Source organism: Vibrio sp. T20, from assembly GCF_007858795.1.
Lineage (GTDB): Bacteria > Pseudomonadota > Gammaproteobacteria > Enterobacterales > Vibrionaceae > Vibrio > Vibrio satsumensis.
Window position 1 is genome coordinate 1 of the sequence record NZ_VFEB01000254.1, and the last position, 23,788, is coordinate 23,788.

Genomic DNA, 23,788 nt, shown 5'->3' on the forward strand with positions numbered 1-23,788 from the left:
TAATAGCGGTTCTAGGGTTCAAATCCCTATCCCTCCACCACCATTAGAAAGCCCGCTGAGAAATCAGCGGGCTTTTTTATTATCTGCTTCAAATCATTATGTATCAGCCAAATATTTACACATTCATTTAATTCACTTGCGGATACTGTCAGAGCTTCCTAAATCATCTCATTAGGCTGTTTGCTAACAAAGTTAATGAAGCTCTTGGATAAGTAAAATCGAGCTGATATCAGCTTACATAGTGATAAATAAGAGACAACTTGATGTGCGGAGAAGGTTACTTACTAAGTAACTTTATGGTGTTCAGAGCCTTCTGTACCAGTTGTTCGCTTAGTCGATTTTTCTTATCTTAAACTCACTTGTTAGCACTGAGTCGTACTCTTTTCCTGTGTACTTGGTATTGAAGATACTTTTGTTTTGCTCTGTCTGTTCTGAAGATATTCCTATCCATTGTGCAAATGTGTCTGAAAAGTCTCTCAGATTGTATTTGACCGAATGTATTTTCGTTTCTTGTGGGTCATTACTCATTGCTATGAAAGGTACTTCTACTGCCTGCCTAGAAAAATGTGAGCCAGTACCGTGAATTAGATACGGTGGAACGTTTACAGACGTTAGGCCATGATCCGAAAAATAAATGATTTTATATGTTTTATCATGCATCGTGAGTAAGTCTCTAAGCTTCTCTATAAAAGCCACGCCATAAGCCACTGATTTTGAATAGCATTCTAGGTATTTGTTATCTGAAGGTTTTAGTGAAATCTCCTCATCAAATCTCTTACAAAAGTCATAGTGTGACCCCATGGTATGAATGAAAATGACTTTCGGTTTATTAGTTTCTTCACGAATCGCTTTGATCACTTCTGGTAGGAGAATATTATCGGGTTCAGCTTTATCATAAGACGTATTTTTATAATATTGGTAATGAGCCCTACTCGCGATTGCGGATACCTGTGTCTCGTATTGCCCGATCTTAGCTTGATTTGATATCCAATAAGTTTTCATTCCAGCATCATTAGCAAGATCTATCACATTTAAGCCTTTATCATGCCTGTTTACATCTAGGCTCTTTGATAATATTCGAGGAACTGAAAAATATGTAACAACGGATGGGGAAATAACACCATTAAATATTTCTGCTCCTTTTATCTTTCCATTCTCTTCGTTATACGATGGGTAATAATTTTTAATCACAGATTCACCAATATTTACGATATAAATATCCTTTAATATCTTATTTGTATGGACGTTCTCCCATTTTGAAGAGATTATTGATTTTCCTCCTTCGAGAAGAGATAGTTCATAATATAAAGAAATAGGTTTAATAACTGTAATTAGTCCTAAAAAACTAAACCACACTTCATGATGGATTGTTTTTAAGTATTCTTCATTGAGGTATGTCGTCTTTTTATTATCATGTAAGCTATAAAACTTTGTGATTAATATGCTGGAAAATAATATTAACATAATTAATGAAAATGACTTACCAACCTTTCCTAAGGTAATGTTAAATGATAAAAAAAGTAGAATGGAAAATATAGTAATCTTTACATATGTTATGACGCTAATGATTTTTATATGTTCAAGAGCTTCACCTCGATTAGACTCTAAAACCGAACCTAAGACACCTAAATCTAAGCTGAGAGAGTTTAACCTTAAGTAGAAGTCGAAAGTCATTATTACCGTGAGAAGAAGAAATACAAATCTATTACCGACAAATGCTATTATAGTTGCTATAAATAACATGTTTAAACTCAATATTGACAGGGTAAACCATACATTATCATCAGCCCCAGTTCTCAACAGGTAAAATGTCATGATACTTAAAGGAATCAGAGTCTTAATATCAATATTTTGTCTAGTTCTCATATGTTTTTGGGTAGCTTTTTTTATCGGCCCTTCGATGAGTGTAGTCATTGATGTATGGAGAGGCAACGTAAAGGCATATCCAAATACGCACAATAATATCTCCAATATTATCGTTAATTCAGGCAGTTTGATTGCACATGCCGGCGGGGGAATCGATGGTTTTAAATATACAAACTCCTTAGAGGCTGTAGAGAAGTCGATAGAAAGTGGTTTTAAGATGATAGAGCTAGATCTTCTTGTATCGTCGGATGGAAAGATCGTCGCTGTTCATGACTGGAACTCTTTCCATATGATGACAAATTCTAATAAAAATGGTCCTATTGCTTCAGAAGAGTTTGAGTTAAAAACAATTAACGATAATTATCACACTTTAAATATTTCAGAGGCGATTGAAATTTTAAGTGAGAATGAGGTTGTATTAGTTACGGACAAAATAGAAAATCTTGTACTATTATCAAAAAGTATAATTGATAAAGAAAAATCTATTGTCGAAGTTTTTAGTTTGAAGAAATATAATGAAGCAATAAGGTTAGGGTTCAATAACGTTGCATTAAATATAGATTTAAATACGCCATTTGTTATTGATTGGATTGAATTGAATAAAATAAGAGCTGTAACTTATCGAGGTGATAACCTCAGTTCGCTTGGGAATGAATATAAAAAGGCTATCACACTGAGTAATATGGGGATCTCAGCGATGATATATTCAAGTAATGATTTGGATTTGGACACTATCAAAGCGTATGGGATCGTTAATTTCGCGATATATGTCGATTTTGTTCTACCGTTAGATCGTTTATAAAACTGTAACTTGCACAAAAGCAGAGCGGTTACGCTCTGCTTTTGTGTTTAACTGAATGCTCTATGTGATTTTTCTAGAGGTGGTTTACTTCGCCACGTTACCTGCTACGTTTAAAGCATCCCAAGTCCGTGCGAATGGCGGTGCATAGCAGAAGTCCATATAGCCTAGCTGCTGAGTGGTCATCTTCGCGGTGATAGCAACAGCTAACGCGTTGATTCTGCCCACAGCTCCTTTCTTACCAACGATTTCTCCACCCAGAAGAACATTGGTCTCTGGGTGATAAACCAGTTTAACCTTGAGGTCCTCTTGACCAGGGTAGTAATCCGTCTGGTTCTTGTCTGAAATGGTTGATACTTTCACATCTAAGTTATGTTCTTTCGCCAGAAGTTCATTCACGCCAGTACATGCCAGTTCGTAATCGAGCACTTTCAAACAAGATGAGCCCAAGAAGCCCGACATATAAGTATCTTTACCTGCTAGCTTGTCTGCCATCATGCGTGCTTGCTTGTTGGCCGTGGTTGCTAGAGGAACATAAACGGGTTTGCCTAGTGCCATATGATGGACAACGGCACAGTCACCTACAGCATGGATGTAAGCGTCTTCAGTGGCACCATATTCATTTACCAACAACGCGCCATTTGCTGCTTTTGGTAGTTCGAAGGCTTCAGTGTTTGGTTTGAAGCCGAGTGACAGGATTACGATATCAGCTTCTACATTGCCGTTATCGGTTTCTACGATGTAACCACCTTGCTCGGCATCGCGAATCATAGACACGCTGCAACCTGTTTTAAGGTCGGCACCGGATTCACGAATTGCACCTTCAACTACTTCAATGATCTCTGGGCTGAACTGACGGCTCATGATGTGTTGTTCACGTTCGATAATCGTCACGTGCTTATCTAAGCCATGTGCCGCATCAAAGACTTCAAGACCTATAAAGCCTGCACCGATGACACACACGCGCTGTTTACTAGCATTTTTAAGTGCTTCTTTGACTGCTAAGCCATCTTCCATGCTTGTTAGTGTGTATACGTGTTCTGGACTGAATTCACCGAATGAGGGAACGATCGGACGTGCGCCTGTCGCAATCACCAACATATCGTAATCGATAGTGCTCTCTACGTTTTGGTGACGCACCGTAATGTGTTTTTCAGTGCGGTCGAACGACACCATTTCTGTTTTTACACGAACATCTAAACCAGATTTGATGGCTTGTTCTGGCGTACGAGAGATCATTCGCTCGGTGTCATCAAACATGCCGCCTGCAAAGTAAGGTAAGCCACAGGCTCCGAAAGAGATGTAGCTACGCTTATCTAAAACGATGACTTCGTCTGATGGTTGATTACGTTTGTATTTTGCTGCGAAACTCATACCCGCGGCGCTACCGCCTATAACAACAACTTTCATATTTACTACCTAAATAACCTGAACTCAGGAAAAACAGAAGAGCACTCACGTGGAGTGCTCTTAATTAAGTTTGAGAATTATACTGCTGCTTCTTTTGATACTGTCGCTGTAACGTCAGCGTCGTATTGTTCAGTATCCAATGAGCCATTCTTCTTCGCTGTAAGAACGCCTGACAACATAGAACCTGAGATGTTCAGCGCAGTACGAGCCATGTCAATTAGCGCTTCGATAGACACTAGAATCGCGACTACTGTGATGTCTAGACCCATGATGGTCAGTACCGCTACTGCTGCGAACGTTGCACCGCCACCAACACCTGCGATACCGAATGAAGCAATCGCGATAACAGCTATCAGTTGCAGGATAAAGCTCAAGTCTACAGGCATGCCCATGACCTGTGCCGCCATGATTGCTAGCATTGCTGGGTAGATACCCGCACAACCGTTTTGACCGATACTGGTACCAAATGTTGCTGACATGTTTGCTGTTTCTTCGTCTACACCTAGGCGTTGAGTTTGTGTTTCAACGTTTAGTGGGATAGCTGCCATGCTTGAACGAGAACCGAAACCGAACACCAATACTGGCCAGATTTTCTTCATGAACTTAGCAGGAGAAAGACCGAACATGGACACCATGACGAAGTGGATGCCGAACATAACGCCGATTGCTACGTAGCTTGCTAGAAGGAAGCGGCCCATTTCTGCTAGCGCGAACAGGTCGTTTGTCATCATGAACGTGGTCATCAGAGCGAATACACCGTAAGGCGTTAGCTTCAGAATTTCACGCACCATTGAAAGCACTACTTCTTTTGCAGAGTTGATGAAATCAACGAAGTTTTGCACTTTCTCTGGCTTACGGTTTTTCACTTGAAGGATACAGTAGCCAAGGAACATGCCGAACAATACAGTTGATAGCGTAGAAGTACGTTGAGAACCCGTTAGCATGTCAAAGATGTTGGTTGGAATGATAGACAGAGCCATACCAGACAGACCACTACTCGCCATTGCATCTTGTGTTGCTACCAGTGAATCGCCGCGAGCTTCAATCGCACTGTTTGTGCCGATTGTGCTTACTAGTGCGTTCGCATCGATACCAAATAGGTAAATACTTGCGATACCAACGGCTGCTGAGATTGCACAAGTGAAAAGTAGAATACCGATGATTTTTGGTGCGATTCGAGATAGCGCGCCGCCGCCTTCAACGTTCATGATCGAAGAGATCATCGCCACAAATACTAGCGGGATAACGATCATTTGTAGAAGTTTGATGTAGCCTTTACCGAACACCGAAATCAGTTCAGCAAAGCCAGATGTCGCAACGTTGCCGACACCGAAAACAAGTTGAATTGCGCCACCGAACAGTAAGCCAGCAGCAAGCGCACTCAGTACGCGGAAGTTAAAACTTTTCTTTTGCTTTTTGAAGTTCGACAGCAGTGCGTAGAACCCAAAGAACAGTACGCTTAATGCGATAAATGAAACGCTCATGAGAATCTCCTATGATACCCATTAATACCTAAGTCGGTTATTTTTTGTATGCGATGGCTTCAACTTCAACCAGTGCGTCTTTTGGTAGTCGTGCTGCTTCAACACAAGAGCGAGCAGGTGCGTTTTCTGTACCAAACACCTCTGTGTACACTTCGTTAAAGGCAACGAAGTTCTCCATGTCTGATAGGAAGCAGGTTGTCTTAAGCACTGTGTCCAGTCCCGCATTACTCGCTTCTAATACCGCTTTTAAGTTTTCTAGCGATTGACGAGCCTGCTCTTTGATGCCGCCCTCAACAAACTGCATCGTTTCTGGAACGAGAGGTAATTGACCTGATGTATAAACCATGTCGCCGTAAGACGTACCTTGTGAGTAAGGGCCGATAGCTGCAGGTGCTTGTTCAGTGGCAATGATCTGTTTCACGATATAACTCCTAAATTATTGGTTTTATTCTGATTTAAATTCACGGATAAACTTGTAAACCGCCTGTCGGCTGATCCCAAGTTGCTCTGATACTTGTGTAGTCGTCTCTTTTAGCTCAAATACTCCGTTATCAAATAAACAACGAATGATGGCTTTATTGCGACCTTTGGAAGAAACCGACTCGTCTTGGTCAACCTCGTTAATGGCTGAACTCAGTGCTTGTTGAATTACGTCGTTTGCATTGTTGCTGAATGTCTCGCTGACAATGGCTTGCGGCACATTGCACTGCGGCATCAGCGTTTTGACGATTTCTGGAAATGGGAAAGATAAGTTCATGTTGATACACAACATGCCGATCGGCTTTTGTTGTGGACCAGCCAGTACGCAGGTAGTCGATTTCAGTAGGGATCCGTCTGCTGCATTGGTGAAGTAGCTTTTTGGAGAAACTTCGCCGGTTTTCTCGAATTTACTCCACATACGTAAACCTAAGTCTGTAATAGGAGAGCCGATCTCACGACCGGTATGATGACCGTTGACGATTTTCACGACCGAGTTTTCTAAGCTTTCAAATGAATGAATGACTACTTCACAGTAGGGGCCAATCAAATCAGCGAGCGTGTCTGCTAAACGGAAGTAATTGTTTAAACATTCTCTGTCTTCATCGGTGAATTTAACTTGCTTTACATTCATAGTTTCGGTTTACATTTTTGAACTTGATGACTGAAACGTACTCCTTTAGTGGTATTTGAGCAAGGTGCAGTAAACTTCTGTAAACTGGTAAAAAGCGTCTCAAACGTCAACAAATAATGGAAATTCAACTGAAATTAAGAGTGAAATTTGAACAGGATCACCAAACTATCCTCAATATGGTTTAATTTCTTAAACTCCATCAAAGTTTAAATATTTAAAATCAAAGATTGCATTTTTGAACACTTTAATGATCTAGAACAAATTCTAAAGGGGCACAAAATCGGCTCGATGGATGTTTCTTATGTGCGTAAATCTAGCCAGTAATTCTGAGATTGAAATGATGACCGGTCGCATTCTTTTTTGGTTGGAATGAAGGCTTAATCGAAAAGACTGTATTAAAAAAGGATAGTCAGCGGAAGGACCGTAAATCAGAACTTGGATAACTAAAAAAGCAGCCTAAGTGGCTGCTTTTTTTGTATTTAACAAATAGAAGCTAAAAGCTTGCTCGCGGGTTAGCTGGCAAGCTTAGCCTCAACTTTGCCTAAAGCGCGTTGGTACATAAACCATGCACACGTTCCGGCAAACACATTACCTATCATGGCACCCCAGAACAGGCCTTCAATTCCAGCCAGATGAGAGCCAATCCATAAGCAAGGCAAGAAGAAAGCGAACAGACGCAGTGCTGAAATTGTTAATGCGGTATAAGACTTACCTAGGGCGTTCGAAACCGACACCATAAGCATGCAAATACCCAAAGGACCAAGGCTGATTGGGACAATCATGAGGTGATAGTTGAGGATTGTGGTCACTTCACTATCGCTCGTCATTAATCCTGCTAATCCACTTGAGAATACCCACGTAACAAGCGCAATTACGACTTGAAAGCCAAGCACAAAGGTTGCGGCAATCTTGATCAAGCTGCGAATATCAGTCAGGTTCTTTTCTCCCAACATGCGACCAACCATTGGTGGCATCGACATGGTCAAGGCAAGCACCGAAACAATCGAGAAGAATTCAAAACGAGAACCCAGAGCCCAAGCTGCAACGGCAGCCGTACCGTAGCCTGCCAGCAGTTTAGTCGCCAACATAGAGGACACAGGTGGAAGCAATTGACTTACCATTGCAGGCCCCATGATGTTGCCAATTGAGCGAACACTCTTGCCGATATCAAGATCGTGCCAGTCGAACGTCATCCAATGTTTCTTGGTTACTTTGGGCGCCACGATAAAGATGCCCGCACCAAAAGCTAAAATGGTCGCGATAGCCGCACCATTGATGCCCATGTCGAGAGTAAAGATAAAAACCGGGTCCAATATTAGGTTGATGATACTGGTTGCGATCATCATCGAACCGGGCAGCATAGTATTACCGTTGGCACGACATACACTGTAGTAAAAGTAGAGCAGTGCACCTGTCCAAGAACTGACTAGCCAATAGATCCAGTAAGAATCAATGATCGGTAGTACCGTCGGTGGCGCATCCAACAACTGTAAAATTGGCCCACGTAATAGATAGATGATGACGGAGAAAAGCGCGACACTCACGCTGCCCATCGCAACCACCAATCCACCTAGCTGCTTGGCGTAGCGCATTTCGTTAGCACCAATTGCACGAGCAATTACTGCTGTCGTCGCAATGCCTAACCCGACTTGAATACCGATGATGATCATCTGGATTGGCAGAGTGAAACCTTGAACAGCAAGCGGCAGTACGCCCAATTGGCCAATAAAGGCACTGTCTACAAGTTGGAAGCTCATTAGGGAAAGCACTCCGAACAGCATTGGCCATGTCATGGTATAGAGTTGTCGGCCAAGTGAAGGCGTGGGAGTTGCGGTAGTAGAATTCATAACACTCTTATCGGTCTTGAAGTTAGGCTTGTTGTGGTGACAAACCTCTCAATGAAGAATTGCGTAAAGGATAACGTAAGGTCAGCTCGATACCAATAATTGTTACCGGATCTCGGTATATTACTTAACTCTGCGACTGATAGAGTTAGCCTATTTTGTGCTGATACTTTATGGAACTACCTCTCAAACCTTATTTATTTTATAGGGTTGCCCTTGTTGGCTAATGTAATTATCAAATCCATAAACTAGTATCGTTATAGGAAAAAGGATTGCTAATACGACAGCACAGAATCAACTGCATATTGGAGAGGGAACTAAGATATGCCGACGACAGAAGAAATGCAGATCAGCCAAGAACAAGTTAGAAAGAACAAGGCGAAGGTACTCGCCAAGATAAACCAACAAGGCATCATGTCTCAGGGCTTTCGTTTGGTTAACGTCAAAGATTATCAACAGAAGTTGCAAGCATTGAAACAAAAGGTCGAAAACTTCGATTACATGAATGCCGCTAACAAGCAGCAAGATCAGGTCATTCTCGACATCATGACCCAGAAGGAAAAGATCCATAACTATCTGGATGAATCATCGAGTCAGAAGTTAGCGAACGGCAACCTAGATTTTGGTTCTCGAAATCAAGTCGCGAATGCCACGCTCAAGAAAAAGCAGCTGTTTCTGATGTTTATGGAGACAGTTGAAGCGCAAGAGGCACTCAGAGAGTTTGCTGTCAAGGTGGCTTCGGTGTGTAACGGGACACTCAAACAGCCTCCCGGAGCTTATCTAGGTGTCAAAGATTTCCATGGTGCACTGGATAAAATCACTAACCGAAAACGTCATTACGATATTGGCGATCTCAAAGATGCAGCGCGTATGACGATCGTGTTTGAGAGTATGGAAGATATGATCATTGCTAAAGCGATGATCATTTTGACCAAAGAGTTTGTCGAGTTGAAACATCACCAATCTGCGATGAAAGATCGCTACGGTACCAGCCAAGGTGACAATGCTAAATTCAACTGTGGCGCAACCGATGCCGGCTACAAAGACATTAAGTTCTTCTTAAAAATGGCCAATGGGCATATTGGTGAATTGCAGCTCAATACTAAGAACATGATGGTGGCGAAGAAGAACGGTCACATCATCTATGACATCCTTCGAGACGGAGGCAATCTTGATAAGGCATTTACAATCACCAATGCCGAAGTGCTCGCTAAGATCAGCCGTAACATGAGTGAAAAGTGGTTCACCTTTATGAATACTCGCGTACCTAAAGCGAGAGATGATTTGATGGCAGTACAGCAGCTAGTCGACCGCTTAAGAGCGAACTTAGGAAGGGGGCAGAACTCGCTCCAAGTTAGCTTAGAAGAGATAACCATACTGTCTCGTGTCAGTCTCTATATCTATGAGCAGGGTGATAACGCCAGAGCTTTATTGGAGTAGGTGGAAATAAAAAAGCCAGTCACAATGACTGGCTTTGTAGTGTCTACTTTTCGTTGTATTTACTTGTTGGCGCTAAGCGTTACTTGTTCGCAACGTTACCAAGCTTCAGCCACGTGTCGATAACCGTATCTGGATTCAACGAAACAGAGCTGATGCCTTGCTCCATTAACCACTCAGCTAGGTCGTCGTGGTCAGATGGGCCTTGACCACAAATACCTACGTACTTACCTGCTTTAGCTGCTGCATCGATTGCCATTTTCAGCATCGCTTTAACTGCTGGATTACGCTCGTCGAATAAGTGCGCAACGTCACCTGAATCTCGATCTAGGCCAAGTGTCAGCTGTGTCATGTCGTTTGAACCGATAGAGAAGCCATCGAAGTACTTCAAGAACTCATCAGCCAAAATCGCATTGGATGGCAGCTCACACATCATGATGACTTTCAGGCCTTGGTCACCGCGGCGAAGGTCGAACTTAGCCAGAATGTCGATAACTGATGCCGCTTCGCTTGGAGTACGAACGAATGGGATCATGATTTCAACGTTCTTAAGACCCATTTCGTTGCGAACACGTTTGATCGCTTGAGTCTCTAGCTCGAAACAGTCTTCGAATACTGGTGAGATGTAACGAGATGCGCCACGGAAGCCCAGCATTGGGTTCTCTTCATGCGGTTCAAACGTTTTGCCACCGACTAGGTTGCTGTACTCGTTCGACTTAAAGTCAGACATACGTACGATCACACGTTTAGGCCAGAATGCAGAAGCGATAGTCGCGATGCCTTCGGTCAGTTTGCTTACGTAGAAGTCGATAGGATCTTTGTACCCACGAATACGTTCGCTGATTTCCGCTTTTAGCTCGTCAGTTTGTGCATCGAAGTTTAATAGGGCTTTCGGGTGAATACCGATCATCTTGTTGATGATGAACTCTAAACGAGCAAGGCCAACACCTTCGTTTGGAATCTGTGCGAAGTCGAAGGCGCGATCTGGGTTACCCACGTTCATCATTACTTTGGTTGGCAGCATTGGTAGCTCATCAACTTCAGAACGTTTGATTTCGAAGTCGAGCTCGCCTTGGTAAACGTAGCCAGTTTCACCTTCAGAACATGACACTGTCACGGTGTCACCGTCGTTTAGGTTACTTGTCGCTGTACCACAGCCAACGATTGCAGGAATGCCTAGCTCACGAGCGATGATTGCTGCGTGACAAGTACGGCCGCCACGGTTAGTAACAATCGCAGAGGCTTTCTTCATAACAGGTTCCCAGTCTGGGTCTGTCATGTCTGTTACCAGTACGTCGCCTTCCTGAACCAGTGACATTTGGTCTAGTGAGTCAACCAAACGAACCGGGCCTGAGCCGATACGTTGACCGATAGCACGGCCTTCAACCAAGACATCGGCCTTGTTGTTTAACTCGTAACGTTCGATAACGTTTTGGTCGCTTTGAGAACATACTGTCTCTGGGCGAGCTTGAACAATGTATAGCTTGCCGTCGATACCATCTTTTGCCCACTCAATGTCCATCGGACGTTGGTAGTGCTTCTCGATGATCATCGCTTGTTTTGCTAGTTCTTTGATCTCTTCATCGTTCAGCGAGAACTCGTTACGCTCTTGAGTATCGGTGTCGATAATATCAACTTGCTTGCCGATCTCTTGGTTGGTTGAGTAGATCATCTTGATCAACTTAGAACCAAACGTCTTCTTAACGATAGGGTAGTGACCCGCTTCTAGCATTGGCTTGTGAACGTAGAACTCATCTGGGTTCACTGCGCCCTGTACAACCATTTCACCTAGACCCCAAGAAGAAGTGATGAACACTACTTGGTCGAAGCCGGATTCAGTATCAAGCGTAAACATCACACCTGAAGAGGCTTTGTCTGAACGAACCATGCGTTGAATACCCGCAGACAATGAAATGCCACGGTGGTCAAAGCCTTGGTGTACGCGGTAAGAGATAGCGCGGTCGTTAAATAGCGACGCATAAACATGCTTGGTTGCTTCTAGTACAGCGTCGATGCCTTTCACGTTAAGGAAGGTCTCTTGCTGGCCTGCGAAAGAAGCATCTGGAAGGTCTTCTGCAGTTGCAGATGAACGCACAGCTACAGACAATTCTTCGTTGTCTTCGATTAGCTCGCGGTAGTTATCACGGATGTCTTGCTCTAGTGATTCTGGGAAGGGGGCGTCTAGAACCCACTGTCGAATCGTTGCACCTGTCTTACGCAGTGCGTCAACGTCTTCAACATCAAGTTCATCAAGTAGTTGGTGGATGCGCTCATCTAGACCTTTGTAATCAAGAAAGTCGTTAAACGCATACGAAGTGGTAGCAAAACCATTAGGTACAGAAACACCAGCATTGGATAGGTTAGAAACCATCTCGCCCAGTGAGGCGTTCTTACCGCCGACTTTGTCGACATCTTCCATGGATAGGCCATTGAACCATAGGGTATTATTTTGCATTTATTTCTCCAGAAACATAGCAAGCATTGTAGGGATTTAAAGGCAAACGATTACGTATCAGTTTAAAAAAATGTAAATTATTTTTAAAAGCTGTGGGGGACGTAATAGTCAGCAGGGTTTCGTTATATATATTATGGTTCCCATCCTACTCAAAATAATTTTAAACATTAAATAAAAAATGCAAATTGATATTCAAAGTCGTGATGTATTCTATGTTTCTGATGGAACGGCCATAACATGTGAGACTTTAGGGCATGTTGTTCTAGGTCAATTCCCGTTCAAAGCCAATGAAAAAACCTTCCCGTTTGTGGAAAGTGAGGACAAACTTTCTGATTTATTAAAAGAGATTGAAATTTCGTATCGCGATAATGGAGTCGAACCATTGGTGTTCTTTTCGATTGTGATACCTGACATCAAAGCGAAATTGCTTCAAGCGCCTGCTCACTGTTATGACGTGTTGGAAAGCATCGTGCAGAAAGTACAGGATGACATTCAGATGGCTCCTGTTCCCAAATTGCAGCGCTCACGCAGTGTAAATAAGGACTCAGTGAAGTATTTCGACCGTATTGCTGCGATTGAGTACACCTTGGCTCATGATGATGGCATCACGCTCAAAGGGCTGGAAGAAGCCGACATCATCTTGTTAGGTGTATCTCGAAGCGGTAAGACACCAACAAGCTTGTACATGGCGATGCAGTTTGGTCTACGTGTAGCGAACTACCCATTCATCCATGATGATTTAGCGCGCTTGAAGCTGTTGCCTGAGTTTGAGATATACCGACACAAGTTGTTTGGTTTAACGATTGACGCAGAAAGGCTGACTGAGATTCGTGAGAACCGTTTAGCGGGCAGTGAATACGCGAGTGATTCGCAATGTTTGTATGAGCTACAAACCGTAGAGGCGATGTTCCGCAGAGAGGCTGTGCCGTACATCAATACCTCATCGTTATCGGTTGAAGAGATTTCAACGCGAATCTTAGAGCGAACTGGCTTGAGACGCCGGTTGCTTTAGCGTGTTATCGACGATACCTAAATTGTGATTTCATTGCGTCTGTTATAAGGAGCAGTGAAGTCGCTTTTTCTGTTATTTATATCTGCTACATCCAACCTTCCCCTCTCTCATTGTTAGCTCTTTCCTCTAAAATACTTATGAAAAAATAGCTTATTTCTTTGCCTATTTACCGGATGTGTACCTATTGTTTAGAGAACGGTTAACTAAATAACCGATAATTATTACAAATACATACGTCAGTTCATCAACAGGTTAGGGAAAACAGTTTATGAATATATCAGAGCTTACTATTCGCAGTAGGTTACTTTTCGGTAATGTCATCACGGTAAGCATTTTAGTTACGCTGTGCGTCGTCGTGTGGAATTCGATTAAAACGTTGAATAGCACCGATGCAATGGTTACGCATACCTACCAGGTGATTGATCAATCCAATCGCTTAGTTAATTCGATGGTCGACCAAGAGACAGGCTTGCGAGGTTATGCGATCGGTGGCCAGGAAGAGTATCTAGAACCTTACCATGCAGGTAAGCAGGCTTTTGAAGAGAGCTTATCGACAGTCAAAATGCTCACTAGTGACAACCCTGCTCAGCAACAACGATTTGATGAAGTAAATCGAGCAGCTATGGAATGGCAGAAGTATGCTCAAGAAGTTATTGTTTTACGTAAGAGTATCCATGATGGACAGGCTTACGTTAACCAACTCCAAGCATTGATCGCGAGTGGTGTCGGTAAAGAGAAAATGGATAACCTGCGAGCTGAGATTGCTACAGGGCGTTACCTAAATGGCGAGGCTCTTATTAATCACATGGTAAACATGGAAACAGGTTTACGTGGATTTATGCTAAATCGTGAAGAAGCTTTTTTAGAACCTTACCATCAAGGCAAATCGAAAGTTGATAAGCAGCTAGCGTCTATGGGGAATAGCCAACTATCGCGTGATATTCAATCATGGATTGACGATTATGCATCGAGCGCGATTACATTGGTGCGTGAATCCAACCGATTTAGTTCCATTGATGAACTTTACGTTAAGCTTGCCAAAAAGCAGGGCAAGCAATATATGGATGGCTTGCGTAATAAAGTGGCTGAAATCATTAACGTCGAGCAAGTACTCATGGTAGAAAGAAAAGAGGCAGCAAGCTCAGCCTCCGATTTAGCTCTGATGGTACTCGTTGTTGGTGGTGTATCTTCAGTCGTATTCTGTTTCGGTTTCGGTGCTTTGATCTCTCGAAATATCACCTCACAGATAAACTACGTTATCGGTGTCGCTAAGCAACTAGCGAAAGGGGATCTCACCGTAAATATTGAAAAAGGTGCGAAGAATGAAATTGGAGAGTTAACCAACGCGTTGAAAGCAACCGCAGAAAGCTTAAAAACAATCATTGGCAACATGATGGTTGCAAGTGAACGATTGAGTAGTTCATCAACTCAGCTCACCAATATTACGGTGACTACGAATAGCGGTGCAAATGAGCAAATGTTGATGACAGATCAAGTTGCTGTTGCGATGAACCAGATGTCTATATCCGTTCAAGAAGTCGCAAGAAATGCTGTTGATACTGCTCAATCAGCAAGTGAAGCGAGTGAGGAAGCGATGCAAGGTTTGACCGTAGTGCAAGAGACAACGATGAGCATTAATTCTTTGGAGTCTGAGATCGAAAGCACGATGGATCGTCTTGAAGATCTTTCCCGTGAAGCCACCAATATTGGCGGTATTCTTGATGTGATATTAGATATTGCCGCTCAAACTAACTTGCTTGCATTAAATGCAGCTATTGAGGCTGCGAGAGCGGGAGAGCAAGGAAAAGGCTTTGCTGTTGTCGCTGATGAAGTGCGAAGTCTTGCTCAACGAACACAAGATTCGACCTCTGAGATACAAGGCTTAATTGAGCGCTTACAGCTTGGGACGAAAGATGTAGTGAACAGCATGCAGAAAAGCAGTGATATTGCCAAGATGAGTGTAGAGAATGCTGAGAAATCAGGGCAAGCTTTTGATGTTATTACTCGTTCCATTAATAGTATCTCTGATATGAGTACGCAGAGTGCCAGTGCCTCAGAAGAGCAGAGTGTCACGGTAGAACAGATTAATCAGAATGTAGTGAATGTTAGCCGTATTACTAAAGAGAGCGTTGTGGGTGCTGAACAAACGGTAGAGTCGAGCCAAGAACTAGTGAACTTATCGGAACAACTTCAGAACATTGTTGGTCAATTTAAAGTGAAGAATGTCAGCTGAGAAAACCGTGAAGGAGCTAGAGTGTTTAAACCAGCACAAGAAGTGAAATATCCAGCATTTACTCAATGATATGAGGTGACTTCACTTCACTCACTTTCAGAAAGGAAAAAGCAGCCTTGATGCATGTTTGTATCGAGGCTGCCTTGTTTCTAGCGTGTACTTTAGTCTCTAAGCTACTATGTCACTTTAGCTGAGACGACTAACGCAGTAAGCTGATATCGAGCACTTTGCTTTTGTTCTCCATCCAGCGGTTCAAGTCATGTGGCCACTCTATTGTCGCCTCTGCGTAGAAGCCACGAAGCATCGAGAAATACACTGCTTGGTCGATAAGAGGCTGTGATGACTCACCATTCTCTAGATCCAGTAAGAGCTCGGCATCTTTCAGTAATGGGTTAATCAGTTGAACGAACTGAGGTGTCTTTTCTAAGAGCTCTTGAAAGTTAAAACCTTCAGTCTCTTTACTGGCACGCCAAGCTTCTTTGGCTCCTGGAGAGCGATATTCAGCCAAGTCGAGGTTACACCAGCGTGGGCGTCCAATCTGTTGAGTTAGCGGGAATGCGCGAGCTTGGAACAGAGTGACTTGCTCTGATGGCACACGCTGCTCATCGCTTGATTTCAAATCCAAGAAGTACGCGATGATATCTAAGCTCTCTGCCATGATAGAACCGTCGTCTTTTTGTAACACAGGCACCATCTTTTTGCCGATCAAATCGATAAGGGTTTGGGCATCATCATAATCCACAGAAACAAGTTCGATGTTTAAGCCTAGAGATTGAGCGATGTAGGCTACTCGTGCGCAGAAAGGGCAGTGGTCGTAAATATAAAGCTTCATAGCTTCCTTTAGTTCAGGTAATTACAAACATAAGATGATGCTAATGTACCAGAAAGTCTTGCAAATACTAAGCTTCAATAGACGCTAAGTCTCAATAAACGTTAAGCACCAATAAACTGTAGGCATTAACAACAAGTACTTGATGCAAATAGTCTTTGATTCATTCAATTGTCTGTTGGAGCTAGTTTTACTGCAATGAGTAAACTAATGGGAGGCTGGTAAGGGATTGTAGGTATAAAAAAGGCCCTGGCTGTTCACTCTAATGCAGAAGAGTGAAATCAGCCAAGGCCTCAATTTTGTTACCTTTAGCAGAGTGACTACTAAAAGAGCGGAGCGGTTAGACTATGCTTTTTTAAGGTCTTTTGCAGGGTAAGTAAGCGTCATTATTGCGCCTTCTACTGTTGTAACGTGAACGTAGCCGCCACCAGCACTTAGGCCAATTACTACCATTTCACCTAGCTCAACACCTTTTGTTGCTACAACGCGATCATCAACTGAAAACACTTTACACACCTTCAATAAATTAAATTAATACGATAGATATCGAACGCGGATTTAAACAGATGGTACCCCAATCGACTAATCCGGTTGTTTGTCGTAAAGATTAAATTTAGTTATGCATAAATCGGTATTTATTAAAAATCAGCTGGTTACCCTAGCAGTGATGTTATTTATCGGCTGGATAAACGACACCGACTTGCTGACGCATCTCTGTAATTAACTTGGCAACAGTTAAAGCGCGTTGTTGGGCGTGAGCTTGAGTTTCTTCATCACCCTCAATGCAGCTTACAAAGCCTTGTGCCTCATAACTCATTGAGTTCTCGCTTTGTGCTTGAGTGAGGTTTTCAATGCTGCCATCACGGTAGCGGATCTTAACATCAGTACATTCAGCGATGTGATCGATGATGATTGCTCCTTGCTCGCCTTGGATCTCGCTTGGTGCGTAAGAGTCGCTGACTTTGGAGTGAGCAAGCGTCACGTCAAACTCAGGATACTGGAAGATCGCACAACCATGCGCATCCACACCGGAATCAAGTAGCTTTGCAGAAGCCTGTGCATTTTTGGGTTTGCCAAATAGCGCGACTGTCGCGGCAACACAGTAGAAGCCAATATCGACTAATGAGCCGTTAGAAAAAGCAGGATTGAAGGTGTTTGGGTTCTCACCGTTTAGGTATTTTTGGTAGCGCGATGAATATTGGCAGTAATTGATGTGTGCCTTATGTACCTTGCCAATCTTTTCTAACCCAAATTGAACTTGCTTAAAGTTCGGTAGGAATTGAGATTTATACGCCTCAAACAACACTACACCGTTTTGCTGAGCAACCTCAAACATTCGGGTTGCTTCATCAATATTCGATGCGACAGGCTTCTCACAGATGACATGCTTGCCGTTTTCCATCATGAAGATAGATTGCTCGCAATGCAGCGAGTTTGGTGAAGCGATGTACACGGCTTCAACAGTTTTGTCATTTGCCAATGCGTCGAGTGAATCATAAGTTGTTTCAACGTCAAATTCTTGAGCGAACTGTACCGCGCTGTCTAGGTTTCGAGAGTAAACCGCAGCAAGTTGCATCGATTGAGATTCGTGAGCAGCTTGAACAAACTTTTGTGTAATCCAATTGGTTCCAATTACAGCAAACTTAATCATAGTGGTATCCAGTTGTTAGCGTATTGATTCTGCAGAGATAGTAGCACTCAACGCCTAGCAATGTGCCCGAGATTTACGGAACAATTTCCCCAAATTTAGTACCTAATATTAATAATCAGCCTTCACTGAGCGTCTGGGTTGATCAGTGTAACGGTGCACAACTAAGCCATTTTTGCTAAGGTATTATGGAATTCAAATAAGGTAATAATATGCAAATCCGGACCGCCAAGGTAACTGATATTAGCTCGATCTTGGAGCTCTCTGAGCAGATAAACCGTCAACATCATCTAGGTGCGCCTATGGTGTTTGCACCAGTTTCACAGAGCCGGGCCGATAGTGAAGAGTATTGGTTAGGCTTAATGCTTGATCCGGTTGGTGCTTTCTTTGTTGCTGTTGATGATCAGCAGGTGATCGGCTTTTTAGCGGGGAAAGTAACGCAGAACAAAGGTGTCAGTTTCATTCAGTCTCACAAGGTGGCAAGAGTTAATACGATTGTGGTGAATGATCAGACTCAGAGCCAAGGTGTCGGTAGAGCATTAATGAAGTCATTCAATCAATGGGCGCAAGCGAGTGGCGCGATCGAACTTCGATTGGAAGTGATGGAGTTTAATCAGCAAGCTCAGGGTTTTTATGAGTCGTTGGGGATGGAAACCCAGTCACGAACCATGTCCATGCGTTTTGAGGAGCTCTAACGGTGCATCTGTTTTTGCCTTTATCACTGTGTTTACTGTTTGTGACTTCGAGTGTATACGCTGAGAAGGTTGTCGTTGAAAAGATCGTATCTGACGCGACGGCTATCGAAACTATCGTATTTGAATCGACATCTGCTCACTCTCAACGTGTCTCGACTTCTTCCTCTAGTTCAACCTCTTCAGTGAGCTCAAACTCCAAACATGTGATTGTTGTGGATGATGTTCTCAAAAGTGATTCTGGTGAACAAGTTGCTCAGCTATCTCAAGGTTCATCTAAACGTTCGCCTCAAAGTTCCTCTCGGCAGTTTTACAACGTACCGGATATCGATTCTGAGGTAGATTCGTTGTCGCAAGTGGTCACCTTGGTCAAAGTCGATAAATCGAAACGTAGGATGTATCTGCTTAAAGGCGAAAAGGTGATTCAGGAGTTTCGTATTGCGCTAGGCAAACAACCGAAAGGGCATAAACGCTTTGAAGGGGACAACCGAACGCCGGAAGGGACATACCAGCTCGATTATGTGATGGAAGAGTCGGACTTTTATCGCTCAGTACATATTAACTATCCGCAACCTTCAGATATGCAATGGGCAGAGCAAAATGATGTTGATCCTGGGGGGAACATCAAGATCCACGGTATCAAAAATGGTGAGCGTCGTTCGCCTAGTTTTATTCAAAGCTTTGATTGGACGGATGGCTGTATCGCATTAACCAATCAAGATATGGATGAATTTCTCCAACTTGTAAAAATGGGTACCCCTATCCATATCGAATGGTAGGTATCGGTACCCAATTTTCCTGAACAGCACCGCTAGAGCCAGTTACAGCAAGACTCGACCTGCACTGAATATCGCAATCACGATGAGCAGGGCAATGGTGACTGGTTTGAACTTCGCTCCGCCAAACCTCTCGAACAGTTTAGAACCGACATAGCCGCCAAACATGCTACTTGGTAGGAGTGCTAGAGTAAGCCAGACCACATCACGGTCGACTAACCCCGCGATAGATGCCGATACAAACGCACTGGAATCTGCCAACACAAAGAACGCAATCAGGCCTGCTCTGGCAATGTGGGGTGCGACTGGGCTTGCCAATGCATGCGTGCCAATCGGAGGCCCTGACATTGAAGCCGCGCCGTTCATTACACCCGCAAGGCTGCCCAGAATATAGGGAGCAAATCTAGGTTCACTTTTGTACTGGAACCCTTTGTAGATCATAAGTGCAGACGCAAAAATGAAGGCACTAATGATCAAAATTATTGTATCTTGGCTAACAGACTTGAGCAGAAGTAAGCCGACCGGAGTGAAGGCTAGACAAGGGATAAACACCTTTGAAACCCAGCGCCAATTGACGTGTTTTCGAACCTTCGGTAGCAATTGGATATTGCCCAATAGGTCGATAAGCATGAAAACAGGAACCAGTTCGATAACGGGCACGAATAACGCACTCAACGGCAATGCCACTAAAGTGAAACCGAAACCTGAGAAGCCACGAACAATAGCGGCGAAAATGAAGATTGCCCCCAAAATTGGGAAGATTGGACTAAAAATGAGATCCATAAATTAAGTAACCAATGAAGCTGTCTAAATAGAGCGAGCTAATGAAACCAAGTGAGTAGCGGAATGTACTCCTACTCACTTGTGTTTGCTACCTAATTTTAAGGTTTCCCGAGAGTTAATTTTAAAGTCTCTCGAGGCTGTTTTTGCAGTATTCGCGTGCTCAATTTATAGCGCTAAATTGATTCGGAAAATCAGTGAATACGGCATCGACTTCTGAGATGAGTTTGAAGTGAGATGGATCGTTGACGGTGTAGCACCATGTTTGAATGTTTGCTTCACTGAGCGTATTGAGAACGCTCTGATTTACATGCTCATAGTTCATGTGGCAACTGAATGCTTTAACCTCATTAATGAGCATAAGATCAGCTTGAGTCAGTTGCTCTGTGATCACACCGACGCGGTATCTCGGTAAGTGGCGAGCCATTTCAGCAACCACTTGATGGCTGAAGCTCGATAGTAAGACTTTATCGGTGTCCAAATTTGAGCGAATCAACTCTTCGTGCAGTAAATCAACGACATGAGGAGCTTGATGTCGGCTGTCGACTTTGATTTCGAGGTTGACGCTGAGATCATGTTGCTCAACAAGTGCAAGTAACTCTTCTAGCGTTAGTATTTTTTCTCCCGCGAACTGTTCAGATTTCCAACTTCCAAAATCAAGCTGACGCAGCTCTGCAAGAGTATGCTCGTCGACACGACCCTTGCCATCGCTGCAGCGCTCAAGGGTGTGGTCGTGACAAACCACAAGTTGATCATCCTGAGTCGGTTGAATATCTACTTCAATCCATTTCAAGCCGAGTTTAGCGGCTTGTTCAATGCTTGCTTTGGTGTTTTCTGGGTGAGTGCCTGCTACACCTCGATGACCTACGATGATAGACGACATAATTAATCCTTCTTGAATGCGCATCGTAAATAGTTATTAAATATCACTTTTCTCTTTTACGCTAGATTAATCGTTATATTGATTTGTCTAGAGGTTACTCTGCAAATTGAAGGTGTGCTCTAGTGGCACTGTTTTCGTTGTCCACATTAATGAAAAACCTCTCAATCGAGAGGTTTTAAAGTTCCGGTGTTAAAGACCAATATTTAGTGTGCGATATCGAGTTGGTTGTCTTTCACGCCGTTAATACGGAACCAACCTGCGATACTGAATCGCTCTGTGTTTGTCGGCAGTACCTCGTGTGGGAACTGTTCAGACAAGAACACAAATAGACGACCTGACTTTGGTGGAATGGTCGCGATATGGTTGTCTTTCAGATCGTAAACCACAAGCTCACCTGCGTCTTCTTCTGTCCACTCGTCATTCATGTAGAACACGGTAGTCAGACGGCGGTTCTCATTGCCTTTGAAGCAGTCTAAGTGCTTTTGGTAGAAATCACCTTTTTCGTATTTAGCAAAGTGCGCTTCGTACTCGAACAGACCCAAAAAGAACGCTTGGTTTGCCGCTAAACGAATTTGTTCCATCTTGTCTAGGAACAGAGAAGCTGGCTCGCCCATGTCGCGGCGTACCCACTGAATTTTGTCACTACGAATGGTCGACTCTCGTGTTACTTCATCGTTACGGCCAATCCTAGCCTTTTTCCAGTTCTCTGGAATGCAATCCCTCAATGCCACCACTTCTTCATGCGTTAAGAAGTCATCCCAAACAAAGTAACCTTGGGTAGAAAGAGCATCGATTAGTTGGTTCATGTATAGCACTCAGACAATAAATTAGAGGCGCATATATAGTCCTAATAACTCAGGGCAACAAATCACATGTTTTGTCGTCACGATAAATGGTGTTGGCAGCTTGAATCGTAAGGTTTATAGAGCAAGGTTTACGGCAATGCGGCATTCGATAATGGTGAAAACTACCGGATGAAATAGATGAGTATTTTCGGAATGTGCTTCCATTGTTCTGAGTTGAATTGGATTTTAGTAACGTTGTGGATACCAATAGAAATCTTGATTGGAGCTCTCTATCTTGTTTGAGATTGTTACTTTTAACAAAATGATCACAATTGGCTGTAAGTTTGCTATGGTGTAGGTCTGACCAGTTGGTTTATCGCAAGGAGTGGGTTTGCAGCTGCATACCATTAAAGGCTACATCCAAGATATGTACTTGGTGGAGTATCCTGACAAATTACTGTTGCTCGATGGTGCATGTCGAGCCGACATCCCGCATTTGAAGACTTTCATTGAAACTGAGCTTATGCGTGATTTTTCTGATCTACACACGGTGGTGGTGACGCATATGCACCCAGACCATGCAGGCGCTGCGCATGCACTCAGAAAACTGACTAATTGTTATTTGGTGGCAGCAAACCGAGACAAAGATTGGTATCACGGCATTGATGGTATTTTGATGCACTTGACTGATCTAGCCTTAGCAAGATGGATGGCGAACCGTTTAGGAAGAGCCAAAGCGAACTTGTGGTATTCAAGAAAGTTGAAACCGGACTATAAGCTGTCGGATGGGGATAGTATTCCGGGGTTTGATGATTGGTTGGTTCTAGAAACGCCGGGTCATACCGACAGAGATCTTTCTGTCTATTGCCCATCACATAGCGTTGCTTATGTGGCTGATTTAATGGTCGAGGTTAAGAAGAAGCTGATTCCGCCTTTCCCTATCTTTCACCCTAACAAGTACCGAGAGTCAGTATCTCGTATCTATGACATGCAGCTGGATACTTTGCTAGTGGCGCATGGAGGACAAGTCGATTTTAGTGAGACAGCCTTTGAACACTTATTGATGAGCGCCCCAAGAAGACCTGTGACGCATTGGCGGGTAACCAAAATCAAAGCTAAGAAACTGCTGTTATCGATTTGGCGTTTTGGTTTGCAGTCTCATGGTAAATCCAAGAAATAGATAAGCCAAAGTAAAAAGCAGAAACTAGAAATTAAAGAATAGAACGCAATAAGGCCAGTCATGAGACTGGCCTTATATCGTTGTGACTAGCTTTAGTTATAACCTGTGGAGCGGTTACGATGACTCGGATTAGTGAGTCAGCAGGAATTCACCCGCTGGGTCAACAATCACTTTGTCACTCATGCCTTGACGACCAAGCAACATCATATAAGTCATATCTTGACGGTTGCTTAGCGTGATATCGATAGGCCATTCCTGACCGCCGATTTTTAGCATGGTTTCAATCACACAACGGTGTTCAACTTCGCCGTTAGATGATTTGATTTTCTTGCTTGTTTTCAGTTTCGCCTTGCAGCGCACTGTCTCTTCTAGGTGGTAAACGTCTGGGTGAAGATCGAATTCAACGAAGTTCTCACCGTCTGTTTTTACACATAGTAGATTGTCTACGTGTAGAGAAGAGGTTTTAGCTCCTGTATCAACACGTGTATGTAGTCCAGTTATCCCTAACTCTGGTAAGCAAAGTGCTTCAGTATTCCCTATGATCATTTTATTGTTCATGTTATT

General features: G+C 43.2%; 21 protein-coding genes. 7 read left to right on the forward strand and 14 right to left on the reverse strand.

What is annotated here, in order from left to right; genetic code table 11:
* Positions 1 to 330: 330 nt before the first annotated feature.
* On the reverse strand, positions 331 to 1,914 hold the full coding sequence (locus FTW16_RS23560) for a sulfatase-like hydrolase/transferase (RefSeq protein WP_261383517.1): 1,584 nt from the start codon (positions 1,912 to 1,914) through the stop codon (positions 331 to 333).
* On the opposite strand from FTW16_RS23560, the gene FTW16_RS23565 reads away from it, so the two are divergent.
* Positions 1,814 to 2,668: a glycerophosphodiester phosphodiesterase family protein gene (locus FTW16_RS23565; protein WP_146492696.1), complete on the forward strand. Its 855-nt coding sequence runs from the start codon at positions 1,814 to 1,816 to the stop codon at positions 2,666 to 2,668. The two genes, FTW16_RS23560 and FTW16_RS23565, sit on opposite strands and share 101 nt — an antisense overlap.
* An 84-nt stretch (positions 2,669 to 2,752) precedes the next feature.
* Here the strand turns inward: FTW16_RS23565 and FTW16_RS23570 are convergent, their stop codons facing one another.
* From FTW16_RS23570 to FTW16_RS23590, 5 genes are all read right to left on the reverse strand, one after another.
* Positions 2,753 to 4,075, reverse strand: a complete 1,323-nt coding sequence (locus FTW16_RS23570) for a CoA-disulfide reductase (protein ID WP_146492697.1) — start codon at positions 4,073 to 4,075, stop codon at positions 2,753 to 2,755.
* 77 nt (positions 4,076 to 4,152) lie between these two features.
* Entirely contained in the window at positions 4,153 to 5,559 is a 1,407-nt protein-coding gene (locus FTW16_RS23575) for a cation:dicarboxylate symporter family transporter (protein ID WP_017102501.1), read from the reverse strand.
* Between the two features lie 37 nt (positions 5,560 to 5,596).
* The gene (locus FTW16_RS23580; RefSeq protein ID WP_017111552.1) at positions 5,597 to 5,980 is read right to left on the reverse strand and encodes a RidA family protein; all 384 of its coding nucleotides are present in this window, start codon (positions 5,978 to 5,980) and stop codon (positions 5,597 to 5,599) included.
* A gap of 24 nt (positions 5,981 to 6,004) precedes the next feature.
* A complete protein-coding gene (locus FTW16_RS23585; protein ID WP_146492698.1) occupies positions 6,005 to 6,670 on the reverse strand; it encodes a transcriptional regulator in 666 nt (221 codons plus the stop codon).
* Positions 6,671 to 7,182: 512 nt separating this feature from the next.
* Positions 7,183 to 8,517, reverse strand: a complete 1,335-nt coding sequence (locus FTW16_RS23590) for an MATE family efflux transporter (RefSeq protein WP_146492699.1) — start codon at positions 8,515 to 8,517, stop codon at positions 7,183 to 7,185.
* Positions 8,518 to 8,838: 321 nt separating this feature from the next.
* Here FTW16_RS23590 and FTW16_RS23595 point away from each other — a divergent pair, with 321 nt between their 5' ends.
* Positions 8,839 to 9,954 carry a hypothetical protein gene (locus tag FTW16_RS23595; RefSeq protein WP_146492700.1) on the forward strand — a complete coding sequence of 372 codons (1,116 nt, stop codon included), beginning with the start codon at positions 8,839 to 8,841 and terminating at the stop codon, positions 9,952 to 9,954.
* 79 nt (positions 9,955 to 10,033) lie between these two features.
* On the opposite strand, the gene ppsA is transcribed toward FTW16_RS23595, so the two are convergent.
* Positions 10,034 to 12,406 (reverse strand): phosphoenolpyruvate synthase, encoded by a 2,373-nt coding sequence (gene ppsA, locus FTW16_RS23600; RefSeq protein ID WP_146492701.1) that lies wholly within the window; start codon positions 12,404 to 12,406, stop codon positions 10,034 to 10,036.
* Positions 12,407 to 12,584: 178 nt separating this feature from the next.
* Here ppsA and FTW16_RS23605 point away from each other — a divergent pair, with 178 nt between their 5' ends.
* A complete protein-coding gene (locus FTW16_RS23605) occupies positions 12,585 to 13,418 on the forward strand; it encodes a pyruvate, water dikinase regulatory protein (protein WP_146492702.1) in 834 nt (277 codons plus the stop codon).
* Positions 13,419 to 13,686: 268 nt separating this feature from the next.
* Positions 13,687 to 15,651, forward strand: coding sequence for a CHASE3 domain-containing protein (locus FTW16_RS23610; RefSeq protein ID WP_146492703.1), 1,965 nt, complete (start codon positions 13,687 to 13,689; stop codon positions 15,649 to 15,651).
* 199 nt (positions 15,652 to 15,850) lie between these two features.
* On the opposite strand, the gene grxB is transcribed toward FTW16_RS23610, so the two are convergent.
* The 3 genes from grxB to FTW16_RS23625 form a co-directional block, all read right to left on the reverse strand.
* Complete coding sequence (gene grxB, locus FTW16_RS23615; RefSeq protein WP_146492704.1) at positions 15,851 to 16,483, reverse strand: glutaredoxin 2; 633 nt, start codon at positions 16,481 to 16,483, stop codon at positions 15,851 to 15,853.
* A gap of 342 nt (positions 16,484 to 16,825) precedes the next feature.
* Positions 16,826 to 16,987, reverse strand: a complete 162-nt coding sequence (locus tag FTW16_RS23620; RefSeq protein ID WP_009846296.1) for a hypothetical protein — start codon at positions 16,985 to 16,987, stop codon at positions 16,826 to 16,828.
* A 163-nt stretch (positions 16,988 to 17,150) separates the two neighbouring features.
* Entirely contained in the window at positions 17,151 to 18,131 is a 981-nt protein-coding gene (locus FTW16_RS23625) for a Gfo/Idh/MocA family protein (RefSeq protein WP_146492705.1), read from the reverse strand.
* A 209-nt stretch (positions 18,132 to 18,340) separates the two neighbouring features.
* Between FTW16_RS23625 and FTW16_RS23630 the strand changes: the two genes are divergently transcribed.
* On the forward strand, positions 18,341 to 18,823 hold the full coding sequence (locus FTW16_RS23630; RefSeq protein WP_146492706.1) for a GNAT family N-acetyltransferase: 483 nt from the start codon (positions 18,341 to 18,343) through the stop codon (positions 18,821 to 18,823).
* A 2-nt stretch (positions 18,824 to 18,825) separates the two neighbouring features.
* A complete protein-coding gene (locus tag FTW16_RS23635; RefSeq protein ID WP_146492707.1) occupies positions 18,826 to 19,599 on the forward strand; it encodes a murein L,D-transpeptidase family protein in 774 nt (257 codons plus the stop codon).
* A gap of 42 nt (positions 19,600 to 19,641) precedes the next feature.
* Here FTW16_RS23635 and FTW16_RS23640 read toward each other — a convergent pair whose 3' ends face one another.
* From FTW16_RS23640 to FTW16_RS23650, 3 genes are all read right to left on the reverse strand, one after another.
* Positions 19,642 to 20,379: a sulfite exporter TauE/SafE family protein gene (locus FTW16_RS23640; protein WP_060981690.1), complete on the reverse strand. Its 738-nt coding sequence runs from the start codon at positions 20,377 to 20,379 to the stop codon at positions 19,642 to 19,644.
* A 160-nt stretch (positions 20,380 to 20,539) separates the two neighbouring features.
* Positions 20,540 to 21,259, reverse strand: coding sequence for a glycerophosphodiester phosphodiesterase family protein (locus FTW16_RS23645; protein ID WP_146492708.1), 720 nt, complete (start codon positions 21,257 to 21,259; stop codon positions 20,540 to 20,542).
* 203 nt (positions 21,260 to 21,462) lie between these two features.
* A complete protein-coding gene (locus FTW16_RS23650; RefSeq protein ID WP_108020116.1) occupies positions 21,463 to 22,065 on the reverse strand; it encodes a 2OG-Fe(II) oxygenase in 603 nt (200 codons plus the stop codon).
* A 370-nt stretch (positions 22,066 to 22,435) separates the two neighbouring features.
* On the opposite strand from FTW16_RS23650, the gene FTW16_RS23655 reads away from it, so the two are divergent.
* A complete protein-coding gene (locus FTW16_RS23655) occupies positions 22,436 to 23,224 on the forward strand; it encodes an MBL fold metallo-hydrolase (RefSeq protein ID WP_146492709.1) in 789 nt (262 codons plus the stop codon).
* Between the two features lie 129 nt (positions 23,225 to 23,353).
* Here the strand turns inward: FTW16_RS23655 and FTW16_RS23660 are convergent, their stop codons facing one another.
* On the reverse strand, positions 23,354 to 23,782 hold the full coding sequence (locus FTW16_RS23660) for an ATP-dependent zinc protease (RefSeq protein WP_017631356.1): 429 nt from the start codon (positions 23,780 to 23,782) through the stop codon (positions 23,354 to 23,356).
* Between the last annotated feature and the right edge of the window lie 6 nt (positions 23,783 to 23,788).

Coding starts and splice junctions, on each gene's coding strand:
- FTW16_RS23565 (WP_146492696.1), top strand. CDS start 1,814: ATGATACTTAAAGGAATCAGAGTCTTAATATCAATATTTTGTCTAGTT.
- FTW16_RS23560 (WP_261383517.1), bottom strand. CDS start 1,914: ATGACTACACTCATCGAAGGGCCGATAAAAAAAGCTACCCAAAAACAT.
- FTW16_RS23570 (WP_146492697.1), bottom strand. CDS start 4,075: ATGAAAGTTGTTGTTATAGGCGGTAGCGCCGCGGGTATGAGTTTCGCA.
- FTW16_RS23575 (WP_017102501.1), bottom strand. CDS start 5,559: ATGAGCGTTTCATTTATCGCATTAAGCGTACTGTTCTTTGGGTTCTAC.
- FTW16_RS23585 (WP_146492698.1), bottom strand. CDS start 6,670: ATGAATGTAAAGCAAGTTAAATTCACCGATGAAGACAGAGAATGTTTA.
- FTW16_RS23590 (WP_146492699.1), bottom strand. CDS start 8,517: ATGAATTCTACTACCGCAACTCCCACGCCTTCACTTGGCCGACAACTC.
- FTW16_RS23595 (WP_146492700.1), top strand. CDS start 8,839: ATGCCGACGACAGAAGAAATGCAGATCAGCCAAGAACAAGTTAGAAAG.
- ppsA (WP_146492701.1), bottom strand. CDS start 12,406: ATGCAAAATAATACCCTATGGTTCAATGGCCTATCCATGGAAGATGTC.
- FTW16_RS23605 (WP_146492702.1), top strand. CDS start 12,585: ATGCAAATTGATATTCAAAGTCGTGATGTATTCTATGTTTCTGATGGA.
- FTW16_RS23610 (WP_146492703.1), top strand. CDS start 13,687: ATGAATATATCAGAGCTTACTATTCGCAGTAGGTTACTTTTCGGTAAT.
- grxB (WP_146492704.1), bottom strand. CDS start 16,483: ATGAAGCTTTATATTTACGACCACTGCCCTTTCTGCGCACGAGTAGCC.
- FTW16_RS23625 (WP_146492705.1), bottom strand. CDS start 18,131: ATGATTAAGTTTGCTGTAATTGGAACCAATTGGATTACACAAAAGTTT.
- FTW16_RS23630 (WP_146492706.1), top strand. CDS start 18,341: ATGCAAATCCGGACCGCCAAGGTAACTGATATTAGCTCGATCTTGGAG.
- FTW16_RS23640 (WP_060981690.1), bottom strand. CDS start 20,379: ATGGATCTCATTTTTAGTCCAATCTTCCCAATTTTGGGGGCAATCTTC.
- FTW16_RS23645 (WP_146492708.1), bottom strand. CDS start 21,259: ATGTCGTCTATCATCGTAGGTCATCGAGGTGTAGCAGGCACTCACCCA.
- FTW16_RS23650 (WP_108020116.1), bottom strand. CDS start 22,065: ATGAACCAACTAATCGATGCTCTTTCTACCCAAGGTTACTTTGTTTGG.
- FTW16_RS23660 (WP_017631356.1), bottom strand. CDS start 23,782: ATGAACAATAAAATGATCATAGGGAATACTGAAGCACTTTGCTTACCA.